Below are 17,906 nucleotides of genomic sequence, written 5' to 3'. Positions count from 1 at the left end.
CCGGGGACGCTGCCCGCCCGGGTCAGGGCGTGGCGACCGCCGCACGCGAGCGGTCGGCGGCGATACGCACGGCCAGCGCCGCGAGCGCGGTGCCGGTCACCCACCGCTGCACCCGCAGCCACACCGGCCGGCGGGCGAAGAACCCGGCCAGCGAGCCGGCGCTGAGCACGATCAGCGCGTTCACGCTCAGTGCGACGGCGATCTGGGTCAGACCGAGCAGCAGGCTCTGCGTGGCCAGGTGCCCGCGCGTCGGGTCGATGAACTGCGGCAGCAACGACACGTAGAGGATCGCGATCTTCGGGTTCAGCAGGTTGGTGACCAGACCCATGGTGAACAGTCGCCGGGGCGGGTCCGGCGGCAGCGGCGCGGGCGTGAACGGCGAGTGCCCGCCCGGACGCAGCGTCCGCCACGCCAGCCAGAGCAGGTAGCCGGCACCGGCGAGCTTCACCACCGCGTACAGCGTCGGCACCAGGACGAAGACGGTGGCCAGGCCGGCGACCGCCGCCGCCAGGTAGACGCCGAATCCGGCGGCCACCCCGAGCAGCGAGATCAGCCCGGCCCGGCGGCCCTGCGCCACCGAGCGGGACACCAGGTAGACCATGTTCGGGCCGGGGGTGAGCACCAGCCCCAACGCCACCAACGCGATGCCCAGCAGTGCACCCGTACCCACCATGACGCGTCCCCCGTTCGGTAGTCCCCACACCGACCGTAATCGGGATGAACATCCCAACCCAGGGCCACCTGGCAGGCCGTGGCCTGCGATCCGGGGTGATCCACTCACGTTTTGGTGCGACGGCGGCATCGTCGGCGGGAATGCTCACCGTGGCGGGCGCGCTGACCCCTGACAAGTGCGCGTCGCCGGCCGGAGGGGGCGCGTTACGGTGGCCAGGGAGGTGCCGCACGGTGACCGAGGCGTGGGAAGCGTCCGTGGAGGCGAAGATCCAGGATGCCGTTCAGCGCGGCGAGTTCGACAACCTGCCCGGCATGGGCAAGCCGATCCCCGGTCGTGGGGCGCCGTACGACGAGTCGTGGTGGATCAAGAGCTTCCTGGAGCGCGAGGCACTGCCCAGCGACCTGCTCCTGCCCACGTCGCTGCAACTGCGCCGACGCATCGAGCAGGTCCCCGACGAGGTCCGCGACCTGCCCACCGAGGAGTCCGTCCGCGACTTCGTGGCGCAGTTGAACGCCCAGATCGTGGCGTGGCTGCGCAACCCCGACGGCCCCCGGGTGGTGGTGCGGCCGGTCAACGCCGATGACGTGGTCCGCCGTTGGCGCGCCGAACGGGCCCGGCCCGAGGTCACCACGACCGCCCCCGAACCGGCGACCGTCGTGACGCCGCCGCGCCGCCCCCGCCGCAGCTGGTGGCGACGGTGGCGTAGCCGTCGGGGCTGACCCCGGCGCCACGACCACGGCAGACTGTGCCGATGCTCATCGAATCGCGGACACCCGGCACGCCGTCGACGCCGGGTGTCGCCCTGCGCCCCTGGTGCGCCGACGACCTGGCTGAGCTGGTGCAGGCGTACCGGGATCCGGTGCTGCGCCGCTGGACCAGATTCCCGGTGACCACCACTGCCGAGGCCCGGCGGTGGCTCGACGGCGCGCTGCGGGACTGGGCCGACGGCCGGCGGTACAGCTTCGCCGTCCTGGAAGAGCAGGCCGACGGCGCTCGGCTGGTAGGCAACGTGGTGCTCAAGGGGGTCACGCCGGAGCGCCCGGCGCCGGAGGTCGGCTACTGGACGGCGTCGTGGGCACGCGGTCGCGGCGTCGCCCCGCGCGCGGTCACCGCGCTGAGCCGCTGGGCGTTCGACCGGTTCCCCGGGCTGACCCGTCTCGACCTGCTGCACCAGGTGGACAACGAGGCGTCCTGCCGGGTGGCGCAGAAGTCCGGCTTCGTGTTCCAGGAGGTGTTGCCGGCCCGGCCGCCCTTCCCGCTCGACGGCCACCGGCACTCACTCGCCGCCGGCTAGCCGGGCAGCACGCCTCTGCGCGCCGGCCGTCCGAACCTGTCGCGAACGGATCCGAACAGATCCGAACGCCTGCTCCCGGCCCCGACGACGCGAACGCGGATACGGTCTGGCCCGAGCGCCCCACACGACCGGCGGCGCGGGAGGGACGGGGCGAGGTGAGCGAGCGCGCCGCGACGTACGCCGAGGTGTTCGCGGTGCGCGAATACCGCCACCTGTTCGGTGCGTACCTGTTGTCCCTGGCCGGCGACCAGCTCACCGCCGTGACCGTGGCGTACCTCGTCTTCACCGAAACCGGCTCGGCCGCGCTGGCGGCGGCCGCCTACGCCAGTTCCTACCTGGCCTGGCTCACCGGCGGACCGCTGCTGTCCGGTCTCGCCGACCGGTTCCCCCGGCGAAGCGTCATGATCGCGTGCGACCTTGGCCGCGCGGCGCTCATCCCGCTGGCGGCGCTGCCGGACCTTCCCGCGCCGGCTCTGGTGGTGCTCCTCTTCGTGGTCAACCTGATGCGGCCACCGTTCGTGGCGGCGCGGGCGGCGTTGATGCCGGATGTGCTCGACGGCGACCGCTACGCGGTGGCCAACGGCGTGGACAACATCTGCGCCCAGATCGTGCAGGTGGTCGGCTTCGCCGTCGGGGGGACTCTGGTGGCGCTGCTGTCGCTGCGCGGTGCCCTGCTGGTGGATGCCGGCACCTTTCTGCTCTCCGCTCTTCTGATCAGGATCGGCGTGCGTGCCCGCCCCGCGCCTCGACCGCCGTCGAACCCGACCGGCCAGGGCCGGGCAGTCGGCCTGCGGGTGATCTTCGCCGATTCCCGGCTGCGGTCCTACGTTCTCGTCCTGTGGACGGCCAGCGCCTTCACCTACGCAGCCGAAGGGCTGATGGCACCGCTGGCCCGACAGTACGGCGGCGGCGCCGGCATTGTCGGACTGTTGCTGGCCGCAGCGCCGTTGGGGATGTCACTCGGCGGGGTCGCCCTCACCCGCTTCTGTCCACCGGCGGCCCGGCCACGGCTCATCCTGCCGCTGGCCGCGATGTCGGCCGGGGTGCTGACGGTGGCGTGGCTCGTCCCTCCGCTGTGGATGATGCTCCTGCTGTTGGTGCTGGCCGGCGCCGCGAGCGCCTTCGCCATCCCCCTGAACGCGTTGTTCGGCCGCGCGGTGCCGACGCAGTACCGGGGACGCGCGTTCGGGGTGGCCATCACCGGTCTCAGTGGGCTACAGGGGACGGCGATGGTCCTCGCGGGTCTGGCCGCCGACCGGTGGCCGGCCACCACCGTGATCGGGTTCAGCGGATTGGCGGGCGCGGTGGCGGTCCTCGCCATCGTGCCGCTGTGGCCGCGGCGACCTGCCCCCACACCTGTGACGTTCGAGTCTCCGGTCGAACAAACCCGAACGATCCCGAACACCCACATCCCTACCGCCGAAGCAGGCCGTGGCCGACTCTGAGGTCACCTGGCGGGCACGGGGGCCGTCACCGAGGGGAGAGGAGAAGGGCATGCGCAGCGTTCGCAACCGTGGCATCAGCTGGACCTGACCCTGACGCTCCAACGTGGGTGGTCGCCCGACGGGCGACCACCCACCCCCTCGACGCTGGGGCGAGTCAGTCGACTGCGGCCCGCCAACTCCAGGACGTGCGCCTCGCCCGGCCGGGCAGCTCACCGCGGCCGGTCATCCAGAGCAGCACCTCGGGTGCCGCCCCGGGCGGGGCGTCCGGAAAGAGTCGCCGCAGCACCAACGCGCTCAGCCGCTGCGGCGGCTGCCACGGCACATTGAGACCGAGGGTGATGTCGTGGGTGTGCAGCAGGGTCTCGGCGACCCCCATGGCGGCGAAGCCGGCCGGATCGCACGGACCGAAGTGCCACGCCCGTGTGTCCGGCGGGGCGGCGTCGACGGCGGCGGCGAGCATCCCGGCGCAGGCCCGCACCACCGTGAGCACCTGCGCCGGGCTCGCGTCGGGGGAGACCCGCAGGTCGTACGGCAGATAGCCGTCATCCGGGCGGCCGGTGACCTGGCCCGCGTACCCGAGGAGGTCGTGCGCGACGTGCGCCGAGGTGGTCCAGCAGCTCCAGGTCAGCGAGCCGGCCGGCACCGACCAGTCGCGGTCCCGGTGTGGCAGCAGCACCCGGGTCATCTCGTCGGCCGCCTCCCGTAGGTCGGCGCCGGTCACCGCGGACATTCGCCGAACCGCCGGGGAGCACCGGGAGTGGGAATCCCATCATGGGTACAGAGGTCCGAGGCATGCAAGAATCCATCCTCGCATGCGGGGGAGGCGAGCAGAGTGTTGCCCAACCTGGTGGTGGACACGACGGTGTTGCCGCCGGCGGAGCGGTTCGAGTTCTGGTACGCCCTGGTCGCTCAGGAGACCGCGCCCGCGCACATCAGCAGCGGGCACCTGGACAACTTCGTCGCGTACGCCCAGGCCATCGATCTGGGCCGCCTGCGGATGACCTCGCTGCGGTACCCGTCGCTGGACTCGACCCGGCCCGCGAAACTGGTCCGCAGAGCCGAGGGGGACGTGTACCAACTCGCGCTACCACTGACGGGTCGCAGCACCTTGATTCAGGACCGCACCGAGTCCACGCTCGAAGCCGCCAACCACTTCACGCTCCTGGACACCGCGCGGCCGCACATCGCCCGGCACCGCGCGGCCAGCCACGGTCCCGCCACCACGATCACCGTGCAGATACCCCACGCGGCGCTGCCCCTGGCACCGGACCGGCTCCGCCGCCTGCTGGCCACGCCGATGCCGTCGCACCTCGGCGTCGGCGGGCTGTTGGCCCACCACCTGCGCAGCATCGCGGCGCACCCGGAGCAGTTCCAGCCGGCCCAGGCCGAGATCCTGGGCAATGTGGCGCTGGACCTGCTCACTGCCGCGCTCGCCCAGTACCTCGACCTCGAGGACGCCCTGTCACCGGAGGCCCGGCACACCACGCTGCGGGCCCGCGTCGTCGACTTCATCGACCGCCACCTCGACAGTGACGAGCTCAGCCCTCGTGGCGTCGCCGCCGCCCACCACATCTCACTGCGGTCGCTGCACCGCCTGTTCGAGGCGGAGGCGACGACGGTTGCCGAACTCATCCGCGCCAAGCGCCTGGAGCAGTGCCGGCGTGACCTCGGCAACCCGCTGTCGCGGCAGCCGGTCCATGCCATAGCCGCCCGTTGGGGATTCCAGGACAAGGCCCACTTCAGCCGCCTGTTCCGTGCCCACTACGGACGTTCACCGCAGGAGTACCGCAGGGCCGTCGCGCACCAGGACCGGTGACCGGCCGGACCGACCGCGCTACCCCCGGCGGTCGGTGGGATCGTCGGCGACGAAGTCACGGACCGCGGCGCGGATGCTCTCGCCGTACGGGTCGTCCGGCAGCCCCGCGAGGTGTTCGCCCACCCGGGCGAGGTGCTCCCGGGCCTGGCCGACGTTGCCCAGGCGCCGGTGGCAGTCGGCCAGGTTGAGGTGCAGCGACGGCAGGAACGCCTGGACCTGGAGCGAGGGCAGGTGTCGCTGGGCGCGTTCGTCGGTCAGCTGGGACACGGCGGCCAGGGCACGTTCGTCCCAGCTCAGCTCCGCCTCGGTGGTGTCCTGCAGGTCGGCGAGGTAGTGCGCCAGGGTGCAGCGGTGCAGGGCGTCGCCGGTGGGGCCGAGTTCGTCCCACAACGCGGTGAGCAGCTCACGGGCCGGGGCAGGCGCGCCGCTGCGGCCGAGCTGTACGGCGTCCATGATGCGGGTCATGGTCGGGTCGGCGGTCGCTTGGTCGGTCATGTCCCCGATGGTCGGGCCTCGACCCGGTCGAGGGTCAAATCCAAGCGGCGTCCAAAAATTACAGACACCTGCTCGGATCTTGCACTTCCCTGTCGAATTTCCCTAGGCTGCCGTGGTGAGTACACATCCGCTGGTCGAGGCGAGAGATCTGACGAAGGTCTATCCAGCGCGGGGGTCCACACCGGAGTTCCGCGCGGTCGACGGCATCGACTTCGCGCTCGAACGGGGGGAGTCCTTCGGGCTTCTCGGCCCCAACGGCGCCGGCAAGTCCACCACCATGCGGATGATCGCCGCGACGTCGCCGATCAGCGGCGGCAGCCTGCGTGTGCTGGGCATGGACCCGATGAAACAGGGGCCGGAGATCCGCGCCCGGCTGGGCGTCGTGACGCAGGACGACCACCTGGACAACGAGCTCACCGTGCGGGAGAACCTGCACATCTACGGGCGGTACTTCGGTCTGCCGCGGGCCGTCATCCGGGAGCGCGCGACCCGGCTGCTCGACTTCGCCCAGCTACAGGAGAAAGCCGGCGACCAAGTCGAGACGCTCTCCGGCGGCATGCGGCGGCGGCTGACCATCGCCCGCTCACTGATCAACGAACCGGACATCCTCCTGCTCGACGAGCCGACCACCGGCCTCGACCCGCAGGCCCGACACATCCTGTGGGACCGGCTCTTCCAGCTCAAACAGCAGGGCGTCACACTCATCCTCACCACCCACTACATGGACGAGGCCGAGCAGCTCTGCGACCGGCTCGTCGTGGTCGACCACGGCCGGATCGTCGCGCAGGGCTCACCCCAGGAACTGATCCACAGGTACGCCACCCGCGAGGTTCTCGAACTCCGCTTCCGCCTCGACGAACGGGACACCGCGGCGGAGAAACTGCGCACGTCGGTGCTGGCCACCGGCGGCACCGACGCCGAGGGCCGCGTCGAACTGCTCCCCGACCGGGTGCTCGTCTACACCGCCGACGGTGAGGCCGCCCTCGCCACGGTGCACGCCATGTCGCTCACGCCGCTCACCGCGCTGGTCCGCCGCGCGACCTTGGAGGACGTGTTCCTCAAGCTCACCGGCCGATCGCTGATCGAGTAGCAGGGGAGACCACTGGTGCTTCGCGTCTTCCGATACTGGGTCACGCTCTACCGGCGCACCTGGCGCGGCTCGATCGTGATCAACGTGCTGAACCCGTTGCTGTTCCTCATCGGCATCGGCGCCGGGCTGGGCGCCCTCGTCGACGACAACGCGCCGGCCCAGATCGCCGGCGTCTCCTACGCGGCGTTCTTCGCCCCCGGCATGCTGGCCGCCGCCGCGATGCAGAACGCGTTCCTGGAAGGATCCGCGGGGGTCGCCCGGGCCGCGGGCTTCGGGGCGTACCGGAGCGCCACACCGACGCCGCTGAGGCCGGAGCAGCTCGCCGCCGGGCACCTGCTCTTCATCACCTTCCGGGTGCTCATCGCCAGCGGCGCCTTCATCGTGGTGATGGCCGCGTTCGGGTTGATCGGGGGATGGTGGGCCCTCGGCGCCCTGCTCGGCGCGACGCTGACCGGGGTCGCGTTCGCGGCACCCGCCGCAGCGTGGGCGGTCGGCGTCCGCAAGCTGCGCCACATCGACACGGTGTTCCGCTTCGTCATCATGCCGCTCTACATGTTCTCCGGTACGTTCTTCGCGGTCTCGCAGCTACCCGAGTGGATCCGACCGGTGTCCTACCTGCTGCCGCTGTGGCACGGGGTGGAGTTGTGCCGCACGCTCAGCCTCGGCACGGCGACGATCACCGGCAGCTCCGTCCACATCGCCTACCTGCTGACGCTCGCCATCGGCGGCTTCCTGGTCGCCCGGGTCACCTACCGCCGACGGTTGCACCCGTGACGGCCCACGCCCAGAGCCTCGGGGAGACACCATGACCACCGTCGCCGTACCCGCCTGGACCAGACGCCGGGCCCTGGCGCTCATCGAGCGCAACTTCATGATCTACCGCCGGTCGGTCACGCCGCTGCTCAACGCGCTCGTCGAACCGATCCTGTACCTGCTGTCGATCGGTGTCGGCGTCGGGATGCTCGTCGGCACGGTCCCCGGCGTCGATGTGCCGTACGCCGCCTACGTGGGCCCGGCGATCCTGGCGACCACGGCGATGAACACGGCGTTCAACCAGACGAGCTTTGGTGTATTCATCCGGATGCGGGTCGAGAAGACCTACGAGGCGATCCTGCCGACACCGCTCTCGGTCACCGACATCGCCGTCGGTGAGGTGACCAGCGCGATGATCAACGGGCTGTTGACGTCGATCGGTTTCCTCACTCTCATGGCCGTCGGTGGGCTGGTCACCTCGGCCTGGGTGCTGCTGGCCCTACCGGCGTCGCTGCTGATCTCGTACGCGTTCGCGGCCGGCGGCCTGGCCGTCACGACGTACCTGCGCGACTTCCCCGACTTCCAGTACATCCAGCTGTTCATGCTGCCGATGTACCTGTTCGCGACGACGTTCTATCCCCTGTCGGTCTATCCGGAGGCGGTGCGGCCCCTGATCCAGGCGCTGCCGCTCTACCACAGCATCGAGCTGGTCCGGGAACCCGCTCTGGGCCACCTGAGCTGGGACCTGCTGATCCCGGTGGCCTACCTCCTCGCGTTCGGCTCGGTCGCGATGTACGTCGCCACCCGCCGAATGACCCGGGCGATGCTGCGCTGACCGGCGCTCGATCGGGTCATCGCCGGGCGACGATGGCCTCGAGCACCGAGCGGACGGAGGTCGGGCGGTGACCGATCAGCGTCTGCAACGTCGGGTCGGTGACGGCGAACTCTCCGCGTCGCGCCGCCTGGTACAGGCCGAGGGTGAAGTCGGCCGCCGCCGCGGGCATGCCCCGCTCGATGGCTGCCGCCCGCCACTGGTCGTCGGTGACGACGACGCGGGTGACGATGCGGCCCGTGATGTCGCTCAGGATGCCGGCCACCGCTTCGAGGTCGAGCGCCTGCGCCGCGGTCAGCGCCGGCGTGATGCCGTCGAGCAGGCCCTCCTCGGTCAGGGCGATGGCTGCGGCCTCGGCCAGGTCGGCGTGCGCGGTCCAGGACACCGGGCCGTCCGCCGGCGCCACGAGTTGACCGGTCTCCAGCGCCGTACCGATGGAGAAGCTGAGCGTGCTCGCGTAGAACCCGTTGCGTAGGGCGGTGAAGGGAACCCCCAGCCCGGCCAGGTGCTCCTCGGTCGCGGCGTGCGTGGGCTGGGCGGCAAACAGCGAGTCCCGGGAGGCGGCCTGGTGGCTGGTGTACAGAATTCGCTTGGCTCCCGCTGCGTGCGCGGCGTCGATGGCGGCGCGGTTCGCGACGACCGCGCCGGCGCCGCGGATGGCGGCGGACACGACGAGGACCTTGTCGGCACCCTCGAAGGCGTGCTCCAGCGTGGCCGGGTCGGTGAAGTCTCCGGCGCGCACCCGCACGCCACGCTCGGCGAGGCCCGCGGCCCTGTCGACGTCGCGCACGCTCACGCCCACGGCGTCGGGTGGGAGCCGGTCGAGCAGCCGGTCGACGATCTGGGACCCGAGGTGACCAGTGGCACCGGTGACGACGAACATGATGAACACTCCCTTGTTATCGGCGTTACGGCCCTGACGTTAGCACCGATATTCCGAGGTTAACAAGGCGCTGTTAGCATTGATTCATGGTGACGACGCAGGACACGACATCCCGCGACGACGTCCGTGCGGGCATCGTCACGGCAGCAACCCAACTGCTGCGGGAGAAGGGCGCGAACGCGGTGACGACGCGCGCCGTCGCCCAGGCCGCCGGCGTACAGGCACCGACCATCTATCGGTTGTTCGGCGACAAGGACGGCCTCATCGACGCCGTCGCCGAGCACGTCATGGCCACCTACGTCAGCGGCAAATCGGTCGCCGCGGACAGCGCGACCGGCGACCCGGTCGCGGACCTGCGCTCCGGGTGGCGCGCGCACGTGGAGTTCGGCCTGACAAACCCCGAGTTGTACGCGCTGATCGCCACGCGGGGGAGCGGCGTACCCTCGCCGGCAACGGTCGCGGGCCTCGACGTGCTCCGTCGCCGCGTCCGGCGACTCGCCGCAGCCGGCCTCCTCCGGGTCGACCAAGAGCGCGCGCTCATGATGATCCACTCCGCCGGCAACGGAACCATCCTCACGCTGTTGGGAACGCCCACCGACCAGCGCGACCCCGGTCTGGGCGAGGCCATGCTCGACGCCGTGCTCAGCAGCATCCTGGTGACAACCCCGGCGACACCCGACACGACGACGAACGCGGTCGCCGTGACCTTCGCGACGGTGCTGCCCGACCTCCCGGGGCTCACCGACGCCGAGCGCGCGCTGATGGCCGAGTGGCTCCAGCGATCGCTGACTCGCCTGAAGCCGTGATCACGTGGCCGGGAAAGAACTCGACGGGACCGTGCCCGGGGATATAGCTTGCACTCGACCGCGACACCGCCCGAGGAGGTGAGACCCATGAACGTTGTAGCGATGTGGGTGCTCCCCCTTGCCGTCACGGTCGGGCGATTGACGTAGGTGTCGCCGGGAGCGCCTTGCCAACACGGCACTCCCGAGAGGCAACACCTATGCACCCTCCGCAATTCACCGCCGAGCCGGCCCCCACTGTGGGCGACGTCCGCGGCCTCCCCACATCGTCGGCCTCCAGCACCGACCACGCGCCCCGCACGTTCGACGTGATCATCGCCGGGTGCGGGCCGACCGGCGCGATGCTCGCCGCCGAGCTGCGGCTACACGAGGTACGGGTACTCGTCCTGGAGAAGGAGACCGAGCCGGCGTCGGCCGTGCGCATCGTCAGTCTGCACATTCGCAGTCTGGAACTGATGGCGATGCGCGGGCTGTTGGATCGCATCCTCCCGCACGGGCGTAAGCGTCCGGCCAGCGCGTTCTTCGCCGCCATCCCCAAGCCCGCGCCCAAGGGCCTGGATCCCCGGTACGCCTACCTGCTGGGTATCCCGCAACCGGTCATCGAACGTCTCCTCGAAGAACACGCCATCGAACTGGGAGCGCAGGTCCGACGCGGTTGCGCGGTCGCCGGTGTCGAGCAGGACGACGACGGTGTGACCGTCGAGCTGGCCGACGGGGAGCAGCTGCGTTCGCGCTATCTCGTCGGCTGTGACGGTGGGCGCAGCACCGTGCGCAAACTGCTCGGCGTCGGCTTTCCCGGCGAGGCGGCTCGGACCGAGAGCCTGATGGGCGAGATGGGGGTGGGCGTCCCGCAGGAGGAGATCGCCGCCAGGGTGGCCGAGATCCGCGAGACCCATCAGCGATTCTGGCTCCGGCCCGCCGGCGTCGGGGTCTACAGCGTCCTGGTCCCCGCCGCCGGGGTCACCGACCGCGCCGAACCGCCCACCCTCGAGGACTTCAAACAACAGTTGCGCGCCATCGCCGGCACCGACTTCGGCGTGCACTCCCCACGCTGGTTGTCCCGCTTCGGCGACGCCACCCGGCTGGCCGAACGGTATCGGGTCGGACGGGTGCTGCTGGCCGGCGACGCCGCGCACATCCATCCCCCCATCGGCGGACAGGGCCTCAACCTGGGCGTTCAGGACGCATTCAACCTCGGCTGGAAACTGGCCGCGCGGATCCGCGGCTGGGCGCCGGAGACACTGCTGGACACCTACCAGGCCGAACGACGCCCGGTCGCCGAGGAGGTGCTGGACAACACCCGGACCCAGACGGAACTGCTGTCCACCGAGCCGGGCCCACAGGCCGTACGGAGGCTGCTCACCGAGTTGATGGACTTCGACGAGGTGAACCTCCACCTGCTCAAGAAGATCACCGCCATCGGCATCCGCTACGACTTCGGCGTCGGCCCCGACCTGCTCGGTCGCCGCCTGCCCGACATCGACGTGAAACCGGGTCACCTCTACGGACTGCTGCACCGCGGCCGCGGCCTACTGCTGGACCGCACCGAACGCCTCACCGTCGGCGGCTGGTCAGACCGGGTCGACCACCTCGCGGACCCCACTGCCGCACTGGACGTTCCGTGCGTCCTGCTCCGCCCCGACGGCCACGTCGCCTGGATCGGTGACGACCAGCAGGATCTGGACGACCACCTCGCCCGCTGGTTCGGCACGCCCGCCCACTGATCTCGGCCCCGCACGGGCCTGTCGGTGAGAAGCAGTCGCCGTGCTGGCTGCGGGACGCCTGCCGATGCGCCGGCAGACGGCCAGCTCGCCGTCTGCCGGCGCGTCACCACTGATCCAGCACTTGATCGATCGCCTTGCTGATGCCGGCAGACTTACCGCATGACAGGTCTGACCCCCTGAGCTGGGCGATCGATCGGTTGAGCGTTACGCCGGTGGTCGGGTGAGTTTGGTGGCCACGGCGTCGAGGACCCAGTCCAGGCCGGTCGCGAAAGACTTTTCGGCGTCCATCTCTGTGCCGCTGTGCACGGCCTTGGTCAGTGCCGGGAAGCGGCCCGTGGCCAACATTTTCGTCACGTGCGGGCCGGAGGCGCGCTGCCAGTCGCGCTTGGACAGGCCCGTGGCGCGCTCCGCCCGCAGGTTCGCGATCTCGCGCCTGATCGCGCCGGTGACGTAGGCGCTGACAGTTTCCACGGCGCGTATGGCGGTTTCAATGTCGGCGAGGCCGTCGAGGGCGGCCAGCTTGGCCTCGGTCACGGCGAGGCCGTTCGGGCCCAGGGTCGGGCGGCCGCCGAGCAGGTCGGCCAGCCATTCGTGACGCAGAGCGGCCTGCCTGGTGCGGTGGGCGTGGACGTGCAGCGCCTCCCGCCAGTCACCGGGCTGTTCCCGGGGGAGAATCTCGGCGTCGACGGCGTCCACCATGAGGTCGAACAGCTCGTCCTTGGTGGAGATGTGACCGTACAGCCGCATCGGGCCGGCGTTCAGCCGGGCGGCGACCTTGCGCAACGACGCCGCTTCCAGCCCGCCCTCGTCGGCCAGCGCGATGGCGGCGGCGATGATCTGCTCCCGGTCGAGCGGCACGGGGGGATTCGGCGGCTCCGGCCGGTCCCACACGGTCATGGTCACCTCCTAACTGTTGCGATGCATTTTAAAGGAGCGATACGGTGTATTGCTATGAGACGCCGTATCGCTGTGGTCGGGGGCGGCCCTGCCGGCCTTACCTTTGCCCGTGTGCTGCACCGCCACGGCTACCCCGTCACCGTCCTTGAACGCGATCCCGCGCGCGACTTCCGTCCTCCGGGCGGCACGCTGGACCTGCACGAAGAGCTGGGCCAGCTGGCACTGGACAAGGCGGGACTCCTGGCGGAGTTCCAGACGCTGTCTCGTCCCGAGGGGCAGGCCATGCGCATCCTGGACGCTGCCGGGACCGTTCTGCGAGACTGGCGACCCGGTCCGGATGAGCGGGCCAATCCGGAGATCGACCGCGGGCAACTCCGCGACCTGCTGCTCGACTCTCTCGACGTGCAGTGGGGGCGAGAGGTGGCACAGGTGGTGCCGGGGACCGGGGATGGCGCACTGGTTCGTTTCGCGGACGGGCGGCAGGAGACGTTCGATCTCGTGGTGGGCGCGGACGGCGCCTGGTCCCGGGTCCGCCCGGCAGTCTCGCCGGTGACGCCGCAGTACACCGGCGTCACCTCGGTCGAGACCTCCATCGACGACGTCGACACCCGCCACCCTGAGCTCGCCCAGTTGATCGGCGACGGTTCGGTGGCCGTGTACGGCGTGAACCGATCTCTCGTCGCCCAGCGCAACAGCGGCGGTCACGTCAAGGTGTACGCCAAGCTCCGCGCGCCGCTGGACTGGCACGCGGACCTGGACCTGGCTGACGTCGAGGCAGCGCGATCGGGCATCTTGGCTCTGTTCGACGGCTGGGCCGCTCCTGTTCTCGACCTGCTCGGCCACGGCACCTCTTTCATCCACCGTCCCTTCTATGTCCTGCCCGCATCCCACACCTGGGCCCACGTCCGCGGGGTGACGCTCCTGGGCGACGCCGCCCACCTGATGCCACCCTTGGGAGCAGGCGCGAACCTCGCGATGCTGGACGGTGCCGAGCTTGCGGAGTCCATCGCTGCCGACCCGGAAGATCTCGACGAGGCCGTCCGCACCTTTGAGGAACAGATGTCGGCACGGGCCGCCAGGTGGGCGAAGATCACGACGGCCGGTCTGGAACGCCTCGTAAGCCCGGACCCCGCCGAAGCCCTCGCCCTCTTCGACCAAGTCCAGCCATCCTGACCAACAGCTCGCCGTGGCGTCACGGGCGGTACGGCAGGGCCCGCCGGGCAACGGATTTTCCGCGTTGCCCCGCCGCCAGGGCCTGGGGGAAATCCACTGTCGGTTGTCGGGAGGGGGGTGGTACAAAGCCGCGGTGGAAGAGACTCTGGCGTTCGCTGACCTGTTACGGCTGATGGACGATCGATCGATCGCTTTCCGGACGGCGGTCGCCGCGGCACCCAGCCTCGACGTGCGGGTGCCGACCTGCCCCGAGTGGACGTTGTACGACCTGGTGCAGCACCTGGGCGAGGGGCGCCGTAAGTGGGCCGCCATCGTGGCCGCGGGGCCCGCCGACGCTCCGCCGGCCATCTCCGCCCCGGTGGCGCCCCGGGAGCACGAGGCCCTGCTGGCCTGGTTCGCCGCGTCCACGGAGGAACTGCTGGCCGCGTTGCGGAAGGCCGGCCCGGATCGTGGTTGCTGGACGTGGTGGGGTGATTCGCAGTCGCCGCAGACGGCTGGTGCCGTTGCCCGGCACCAGCTTCAGCAGGTCGCCGTGCACACCTATGACGCCCAGGTCGCCGTAGGCGCCCCGCAGCCGTTGCCGGGCGAGGTGGCGCTCGACGGTGTCGACGAGTTCGTGACCACCTGCGTAGCGACGACAAGCGCGTGGCCGCACCAACCCGCGGTCATCGACTACCACGCCACCGAGGGCCGTTCCTGGCGGCTCTGGTTCTCCGCCGACGGCGCACGGACCGCCCGGATCTCCGCGCCGGCCGACGTCGAGGGCCCGGAGGTGGCCTATGTCTCCGCCCGGGGCACGGCCAATGAGCTGGTCATGTTCTTCTACGGCCGCATCACGATGGACTCCCTGCAGCTCGACGGCGACCGGCGCGTCCTCGACCAGCTGATCGCGTGGGATCCGGAGGAATAGGGCCCGACGACGGACCCACCGCCGTGCGCCGACCTCCACCTCGGCGCAAGGCGGTGGGGTACCCAGCCCGTCACTCGTAGCGGTATTTCAGCAAGTCCGACTCCACCTGGTCGATGTCGGCGGTCGTCGGCACCGGCATCCGCAGCCGGGCCAGCGTCACCTCGGCCAGTTCGGCTAGGCGTCCGTCGGCAAGCCACTGCTCCGGCTTCCAAGCCCCGCCACCCAGCAGCGCCTTGGGGCAGTGCGGGTAGACCTCCTCGATCCCCAGCACCAGCGCGCTGGCCAGTGGCTTGCCCGCGGCGGCCAGCTGCGACAGCAGCTTGGGGCGAGTGGAGACGCGGGCCCGGCCGTTCGCCCTGAGTGCCATGGCGCACCCCGAACAGCAGCGGGCCCGCCCGCTCTTCCTCAAGCCGACGTACGCCGCCAGTGGCTCGGCCTGCTCCTCCAAGGTATTTATTGGATTCTTATTACCGATAATCCAATAAATACCTGCCACAAAAGGTGCGAACCGGCCATGCACCATAATGACAGTTCTTGTGCGTAACGACTGAGGATGGTGTACGCGCGGGATTAATCGCCCGGCAAGTCATCGACCCACAGACCGGCGGCGAGGTGCGACTGAGGTTCAGGTGTTGGCGGGGGTGGCTTCGCGGGCGGGTTGGAAAAGTTCGACGAGGTTGCCGGCGGGGTCGGCGAGCAGGATCTGACGGCCGCCGGGCCCGGAGACCAGCTCGCTGCGGAACGACAGGCCGGCGTCGCGGAGCCGGTCGATCTCGGCGTCCAGGTCGTCGACGATGAGGTGGATGCGGTTGCGGCCGGGGCTGGTGGCGTCGTCCGGAGTGGCGCGGGCACCGGAGCTGGCGGGTCCGGACAGCAACAGTCGTAGCGGACCGCGGACCACGTCGGCGAAGGCCGGGGCGGCGCTGGTCCTGAGGTGGAAACCGAGGTGGGCGGTGTAGAAGTCGACGGCGGCGTGCACATCGTCGACGAGGTAGCGGACGCTGACGTACTGCTCGGGTGTGCTCACGCTTTGGTCTCCTGGGGTTCGGTGGCGAGGACGGGCAGCAGATGCCGCACGCGGGTGTCGATGTCGGTCGCAACCCGCAGGAAGGCGGGGTAGTCGTCCCGGGCGCCGGCTGCGGCGGGGTCGGGGACGCTCCAGTGCAGCTGGCCGGCCGGGTTACCGAAATCGGGGCAGACTTCTCGGGCCTTGTCGCACAGGGTGATCACATAGTCGAAGCGGCGGCCGGCGAGCGTGTCCAGGTGCCGCGGGTGCCGGCTCGCGACGTCGACACCGAAGTGGTCGCGCAGCGCCCGTACGGCATGGGGGTGCAACTGCGGCCGGGGGCGGGTTCCTGCGCTGGTCACCTGCACGCGGCCGGCGGTGTGGTGTCGGAGCTGGGCTTCGGCGATGGGGGAACGTGCGCTGTTGCCCGTGCACACGAACAGCACGGTTCGCGGCGGGTGGACCGGCGGGGCCGGTGGAGTGCTGCCCACCTGCAGGGCGGGGTGCAGAGCGGTGCCGGTGGCCGCCAGCGCGTGGGCGCAGCTGTCGAGGTCGAGGTGGTAGTAGCTGTCGCGGCCGTCGAAGCTGCTGCGGGTGACGGTGACCAGGCCGCCGTCGCGCAGTAGCCGTAGGTGGTAGGAGACCAGATTCTGCGGCTGGGCCAGGAGACTGGCCAGTTCGCGGACCCGCAGGTCACTGCGGGCGAGTGCGGTCAGCAGTTGCCAGCGCAGCGGGTGTGCGGCCAGCCGGACGAACGGCGGCGCGGTGTGACTCGGTGGCCCCATGACCCGAAGATACATCAAACCAGATTGATCGATCTGGACTGAGCGGGAATGCGGCCACGGTCGAAGTCGCCGACGCCCGGGGTAAGCGGACGGAGGGCTGAGATTACGAGCGGCCGTACGAGGCGCGGGCCTGGGCTACCTCGGCGGCCTCGCGTTCACGCCACCGGCGCTGAGCCTCCCGGTTGCACGCCCGGCAGACCCGTCGGTACCGGCCGGTCGCCGGGTCGAGCTCACGGTCGTGACCGTTGCGGCACCGTGCCGGCTGGTTCCGGCTGCGGCAGGCCTCGGCCCGGCTGAGCTGGCGCAGATGTGTCGGCTCGATACAGTCGGCGGCGCCGCAGGTCTGGTCGACGTCGAGGGCGGGGTCGTACCCGCCGACGAGGACGACGTACGCGGCGATGTGCGCCCACGCGCGGCCGGCGACCTTCTGGTGCACCCCGCGTCGCCGCCCGTAGCCTTCGATGACCAGGCAGCCGTTCTCGGTGCGGTGTGAGCGCTCCAGCAGGTGGGCGCGCAGCGACTCCTCGGTGTGGTACCGGGACAGACCCTTCACGGCCGAGAGCACCGTGTCACCGTACCCAGGTGGCGCAGGGCGGTCGAGCGACGCCGGACACGCCGGGGTGCCTGCTCGGCGAATGGTGGCGCTCGGGCCGGTGGCCGGCCGTGCTGTCCACGCCAGCGCTGGGCGGTGGGTCTGCTGTTTCGGGCTCGGCGCTCCGCCGGCGTCACCGACACACGTCCGGGTCGGTGACGCCGACGACCGTCTCAGGTGCGGACGCCGTAGTGCACGTACACCACACCATTGCTGAGTCGGCGATTGCCCAGTAGCTCCAGGCCGGCTCGGGTGCCGCTGGGCAGCCCCGGCTTGCCTCCGCCGGTGAGGATCGGGTGGATCAGCAGGTGGCACTCGTCGACCAGCCCGGCCCGGAACGCCTGCGCCGCGAGGTGTGCGCCCCCGATGGTGAGGTCGCTGGTGGCCGAGGCCTTCATGGCGCGTACCGAGGCGGGGTCGAAGCTTCTTTCGAGCCGGGTCCTGGCGGTCGAGGTCGCGTCCAACGTGGTGGAGTAGACGACCTTGTCCGCTGCCTGCCAGACGTCGGCGAAGTCGGCCGTGAGCTTCGAATGTGCGGCCAGGGCAGGGTCGGTCTCCCAGAGGGACATCGACTCGTACAGACGCCGGCCGTAGAGGTAGGTGCCCATGGGCCGAACCAGGTCGGTGATGAACGCGAGGTACTCGTCGTCGGGTGGGGTCCAGTGGAACCTGCCGTGTTCGTCCTCGATGTAACCGTCGAGGGACACGTTGGTCACGTAGATCAGCTTGGCCACG

Annotated in this window: 21 protein-coding genes; 11 read left to right on the top strand and 10 right to left on the bottom strand. The window is 70.6% G+C overall.

The features are described 5' to 3' along the window. Positions 1–22: 22 nt before the first annotated feature. The gene (locus tag PSH25_RS06700) at positions 23–673 is read right to left on the bottom strand and encodes a LysE family translocator (RefSeq protein ID WP_238658153.1); all 651 of its coding nucleotides are present in this window, start codon (positions 671–673) and stop codon (positions 23–25) included. A gap of 230 nt (positions 674–903) precedes the next feature. Between PSH25_RS06700 and PSH25_RS06695 the strand changes: the two genes are divergently transcribed. The 3 genes from PSH25_RS06695 (at position 904) to PSH25_RS06685 (ending at position 3,412) form a co-directional block, all read left to right on the top strand. Continuing rightward, positions 904–1,392, top strand: coding sequence for a DnaJ family domain-containing protein (locus tag PSH25_RS06695; protein WP_238658152.1), 489 nt, complete (start codon positions 904–906; stop codon positions 1,390–1,392). A gap of 32 nt (positions 1,393–1,424) precedes the next feature. After that, a complete protein-coding gene (locus PSH25_RS06690; protein WP_238658151.1) occupies positions 1,425–1,967 on the top strand; it encodes a GNAT family N-acetyltransferase in 543 nt (180 codons plus the stop codon). A 155-nt stretch (positions 1,968–2,122) separates the two neighbouring features. Then, positions 2,123–3,412, top strand: coding sequence for an MFS transporter (locus PSH25_RS06685; RefSeq protein WP_238658150.1), 1,290 nt, complete (start codon positions 2,123–2,125; stop codon positions 3,410–3,412). A 154-nt stretch (positions 3,413–3,566) separates the two neighbouring features. Here PSH25_RS06685 and PSH25_RS06680 read toward each other — a convergent pair whose 3' ends face one another. Then, positions 3,567–4,142 carry a maleylpyruvate isomerase N-terminal domain-containing protein gene (locus PSH25_RS06680; RefSeq protein ID WP_238658149.1) on the bottom strand — a complete coding sequence of 192 codons (576 nt, stop codon included), beginning with the start codon at positions 4,140–4,142 and terminating at the stop codon, positions 3,567–3,569. Positions 4,143–4,244: 102 nt separating this feature from the next. Here PSH25_RS06680 and PSH25_RS06675 point away from each other — a divergent pair, with 102 nt between their 5' ends. Beyond that, positions 4,245–5,228: a helix-turn-helix domain-containing protein gene (locus PSH25_RS06675; RefSeq protein WP_238658148.1), complete on the top strand. Its 984-nt coding sequence runs from the start codon at positions 4,245–4,247 to the stop codon at positions 5,226–5,228. A gap of 18 nt (positions 5,229–5,246) precedes the next feature. On the opposite strand, the gene PSH25_RS06670 is transcribed toward PSH25_RS06675, so the two are convergent. Next, entirely contained in the window at positions 5,247–5,723 is a 477-nt protein-coding gene (locus PSH25_RS06670) for a hypothetical protein (RefSeq protein WP_238658147.1), read from the bottom strand. Positions 5,724–5,835: 112 nt separating this feature from the next. On the opposite strand from PSH25_RS06670, the gene PSH25_RS06665 reads away from it, so the two are divergent. From PSH25_RS06665 to PSH25_RS06655, 3 genes are read left to right on the top strand one after another with little or no spacing between them, the layout of a single operon-like run. Continuing rightward, entirely contained in the window at positions 5,836–6,813 is a 978-nt protein-coding gene (locus PSH25_RS06665; protein ID WP_238658146.1) for an ABC transporter ATP-binding protein, read from the top strand. A 15-nt stretch (positions 6,814–6,828) separates the two neighbouring features. Beyond that, positions 6,829–7,587 (top strand): ABC transporter permease, encoded by a 759-nt coding sequence (locus PSH25_RS06660; protein ID WP_238658145.1) that lies wholly within the window; start codon positions 6,829–6,831, stop codon positions 7,585–7,587. A gap of 31 nt (positions 7,588–7,618) precedes the next feature. Then, positions 7,619–8,401 (top strand): ABC transporter permease, encoded by a 783-nt coding sequence (locus PSH25_RS06655; protein ID WP_238658144.1) that lies wholly within the window; start codon positions 7,619–7,621, stop codon positions 8,399–8,401. A 16-nt stretch (positions 8,402–8,417) separates the two neighbouring features. Here PSH25_RS06655 and PSH25_RS06650 read toward each other — a convergent pair whose 3' ends face one another. Continuing rightward, entirely contained in the window at positions 8,418–9,281 is an 864-nt protein-coding gene (locus PSH25_RS06650; RefSeq protein WP_238658143.1) for an NmrA family NAD(P)-binding protein, read from the bottom strand. An 86-nt stretch (positions 9,282–9,367) separates the two neighbouring features. On the opposite strand from PSH25_RS06650, the gene PSH25_RS06645 reads away from it, so the two are divergent. Continuing rightward, the gene (locus PSH25_RS06645) at positions 9,368–10,087 is read left to right on the top strand and encodes a TetR/AcrR family transcriptional regulator (protein WP_238658142.1); all 720 of its coding nucleotides are present in this window, start codon (positions 9,368–9,370) and stop codon (positions 10,085–10,087) included. Positions 10,088–10,284: 197 nt separating this feature from the next. Further along, positions 10,285–11,808 carry a rifampin monooxygenase gene (rox, locus tag PSH25_RS06640; protein WP_274527074.1) on the top strand — a complete coding sequence of 508 codons (1,524 nt, stop codon included), beginning with the start codon at positions 10,285–10,287 and terminating at the stop codon, positions 11,806–11,808. A gap of 204 nt (positions 11,809–12,012) precedes the next feature. Here the strand turns inward: rox and PSH25_RS06635 are convergent, their stop codons facing one another. Then, positions 12,013–12,705, bottom strand: coding sequence for a TetR/AcrR family transcriptional regulator (locus tag PSH25_RS06635; RefSeq protein WP_238658141.1), 693 nt, complete (start codon positions 12,703–12,705; stop codon positions 12,013–12,015). Between the two features lie 21 nt (positions 12,706–12,726). Here PSH25_RS06635 and PSH25_RS06630 point away from each other — a divergent pair, with 21 nt between their 5' ends. Both PSH25_RS06630 and PSH25_RS06625 read left to right on the top strand, forming a co-directional pair. After that, the gene (locus PSH25_RS06630; RefSeq protein ID WP_238658140.1) at positions 12,727–13,878 is read left to right on the top strand and encodes an FAD-dependent oxidoreductase; all 1,152 of its coding nucleotides are present in this window, start codon (positions 12,727–12,729) and stop codon (positions 13,876–13,878) included. A 133-nt stretch (positions 13,879–14,011) separates the two neighbouring features. After that, a complete protein-coding gene (locus PSH25_RS06625; RefSeq protein ID WP_238658139.1) occupies positions 14,012–14,788 on the top strand; it encodes a maleylpyruvate isomerase family mycothiol-dependent enzyme in 777 nt (258 codons plus the stop codon). Positions 14,789–14,858: 70 nt separating this feature from the next. Here the strand turns inward: PSH25_RS06625 and PSH25_RS06620 are convergent, their stop codons facing one another. From PSH25_RS06620 to PSH25_RS06595, 5 genes are all read right to left on the bottom strand, one after another. Further along, entirely contained in the window at positions 14,859–15,155 is a 297-nt protein-coding gene (locus tag PSH25_RS06620) for a PNPOx family protein (protein ID WP_238658138.1), read from the bottom strand. A 258-nt stretch (positions 15,156–15,413) separates the two neighbouring features. Next, positions 15,414–15,815: a VOC family protein gene (locus tag PSH25_RS06615; protein WP_238658137.1), complete on the bottom strand. Its 402-nt coding sequence runs from the start codon at positions 15,813–15,815 to the stop codon at positions 15,414–15,416. After that, the gene (locus tag PSH25_RS33585) at positions 15,812–16,579 is read right to left on the bottom strand and encodes an arsenate reductase/protein-tyrosine-phosphatase family protein (protein WP_274527073.1); all 768 of its coding nucleotides are present in this window, start codon (positions 16,577–16,579) and stop codon (positions 15,812–15,814) included. The genes PSH25_RS06615 and PSH25_RS33585 overlap by 4 nt, the downstream gene beginning before the upstream one ends. A 103-nt stretch (positions 16,580–16,682) precedes the next feature. Further along, a complete protein-coding gene (locus PSH25_RS06600) occupies positions 16,683–17,144 on the bottom strand; it encodes an HNH endonuclease (RefSeq protein WP_238658136.1) in 462 nt (153 codons plus the stop codon). Positions 17,145–17,344: 200 nt separating this feature from the next. Then, entirely contained in the window at positions 17,345–17,905 is a 561-nt protein-coding gene (locus PSH25_RS06595) for a dihydrofolate reductase family protein (RefSeq protein WP_238658135.1), read from the bottom strand. Between the last annotated feature and the right edge of the window lies 1 nt (position 17,906).

The organism is Micromonospora foliorum (genome assembly GCF_022229015.1).
GTDB lineage: Bacteria > Actinomycetota > Actinomycetes > Mycobacteriales > Micromonosporaceae > Micromonospora > Micromonospora foliorum.
This window is presented reverse-complemented; position numbering and strand designations above follow the sequence as displayed.

Excerpts from the sequence above, each read along its gene's own strand:
- PSH25_RS06650 (WP_238658143.1), bottom strand. The coding sequence starts at position 9,281 with ATGTTCGTCGTCACCGGTGCCACTGGTCACCTCGGGTCCCAGATCGTC.
- PSH25_RS06680 (WP_238658149.1), bottom strand. The coding sequence starts at position 4,142 with ATGTCCGCGGTGACCGGCGCCGACCTACGGGAGGCGGCCGACGAGATG.
- PSH25_RS06690 (WP_238658151.1), top strand. The coding sequence starts at position 1,425 with ATGCTCATCGAATCGCGGACACCCGGCACGCCGTCGACGCCGGGTGTC.
- PSH25_RS06620 (WP_238658138.1), bottom strand. The coding sequence starts at position 15,155 with ATGGCACTCAGGGCGAACGGCCGGGCCCGCGTCTCCACTCGCCCCAAG.
- rox (WP_274527074.1), top strand. The coding sequence starts at position 10,285 with ATGCACCCTCCGCAATTCACCGCCGAGCCGGCCCCCACTGTGGGCGAC.
- PSH25_RS06655 (WP_238658144.1), top strand. The coding sequence starts at position 7,619 with ATGACCACCGTCGCCGTACCCGCCTGGACCAGACGCCGGGCCCTGGCG.
- PSH25_RS06635 (WP_238658141.1), bottom strand. The coding sequence starts at position 12,705 with ATGACCGTGTGGGACCGGCCGGAGCCGCCGAATCCCCCCGTGCCGCTC.
- PSH25_RS06645 (WP_238658142.1), top strand. The coding sequence starts at position 9,368 with ATGGTGACGACGCAGGACACGACATCCCGCGACGACGTCCGTGCGGGC.
- PSH25_RS06700 (WP_238658153.1), bottom strand. The coding sequence starts at position 673 with ATGGTGGGTACGGGTGCACTGCTGGGCATCGCGTTGGTGGCGTTGGGG.
- PSH25_RS33585 (WP_274527073.1), bottom strand. The coding sequence starts at position 16,579 with ATGGGGCCACCGAGTCACACCGCGCCGCCGTTCGTCCGGCTGGCCGCA.
- PSH25_RS06670 (WP_238658147.1), bottom strand. The coding sequence starts at position 5,723 with ATGACCGACCAAGCGACCGCCGACCCGACCATGACCCGCATCATGGAC.
- PSH25_RS06630 (WP_238658140.1), top strand. The coding sequence starts at position 12,727 with ATGCATTTTAAAGGAGCGATACGGTGTATTGCTATGAGACGCCGTATC.